This window comes from Pseudonocardia sp. EV170527-09, from assembly GCF_008369905.1.
Lineage (GTDB): Bacteria > Actinomycetota > Actinomycetes > Mycobacteriales > Pseudonocardiaceae > Pseudonocardia.
In genome coordinates, this window is the sequence record NZ_VRMC01000254.1 from 1 (window position 1) to 1,077 (window position 1,077).

2 protein-coding genes are annotated in these 1,077 nt (G+C 68.2%); one reads left to right on the forward strand and one right to left on the reverse strand.

Going from position 1 to position 1,077, the window contains the following annotated elements; genetic code table 11:
- Positions 1–82 precede the first annotated feature (82 nt).
- Positions 83–523 carry a TIGR03618 family F420-dependent PPOX class oxidoreductase gene (locus FVA95_RS28905; protein ID WP_149666913.1) on the forward strand — a complete coding sequence of 147 codons (441 nt, stop codon included), beginning with the start codon at positions 83–85 and terminating at the stop codon, positions 521–523.
- A gap of 68 nt (positions 524–591) precedes the next feature.
- Here the strand turns inward: FVA95_RS28905 and FVA95_RS28910 are convergent, their stop codons facing one another.
- Entirely contained in the window at positions 592–843 is a 252-nt protein-coding gene (locus tag FVA95_RS28910) for a hypothetical protein (RefSeq protein ID WP_161992529.1), read from the reverse strand.
- Positions 844–1,077 lie beyond the last annotated feature (234 nt).

A 1,077-nucleotide genomic window follows, 5' to 3' on the forward strand; every position in this document is an offset into this window, starting at 1 on the left:
GACAACACCTCATCAGCCACACCCCGTCGTCCCGGGCATCCGGGGCACCAACCCCGAACACCCACGACCTTAGGGACACCACATGAGCACCACGCCCGACTCGGCATCTGCTCTGCCGACAGCCGCGTTACCGGCCGGTCTGATCGAGGTGCTGCGTGCGCCGGCGATCTGCTTCCTGACCACCCTGATGCCCGACGGCTCACCGCAGATCAGCCAGACCTGGGTCGACACCGACGGCGTCAACATCGTGATCAACACCGTCACCACGCACCAGAAGATGCGCAACATCGACCGAGACCCCCGTGTTGCGGTCGGCATCGCCGACCCGACCTCCCTCGCACGCTCGTGGGCGGTTCGCGGACGCGTCACCTCGGCCACCACCGACGGAGGGACCGAGCACATCGACCACCTGGCCCACAAGTACCTCGGCCGTCCCTACCCAGGATTCGGCGGCGGCACCGGCGCACAGCACCGCATCATCCTCACCGTCGCCGCCGACAGCGTGCACTCGCCCCGCACCTGAGACGATTCCGGGCCCCACCGCTTCCAAGCCTGACCTCAACGGATGTCTCTCCGTCCCAGGACCCACGCTCACGGCCGCGCGGCGAGGGCCTCGGCTACTCGACTAGCGGGGTAGCGGGCGGCACGGCTCCCGGTGAACAACTCGTAGTAGAAGCCGTTCATGACGGCCGCAGCGGGCGCGAGACGGTCGACAAGCCGCGATACCGCCTCCGGAGCCCCTGCCACTCCGGCACCATCGGCCAGAGCGCGGACGAGTCCGTTGCGCTCCTCGACCGTGCACGCCGGACCCACGCCGGCGAAGGCGGCCACCAACCAGTTCACCAGACGCATCGCGGCGTAGCCGGAGTCATGGGTGCGGTTCTCGTGCAGGAACCGCGCTTCGGCCTCGGAGAGGTCGGGTCTGTAACGAGAACGGTGGTTCCGGCGATGTTGTCAGTAGTGCTCGGCGCCCGGCCAGCGGTCACCGAAAGTGATGGCGAAGGCGTTGAGGACTGGCTTCCAGCGCATCATCCATCGGGTGTGGCCTCGTCCGGTCGGGTCGAGGCTGCGGGTGAC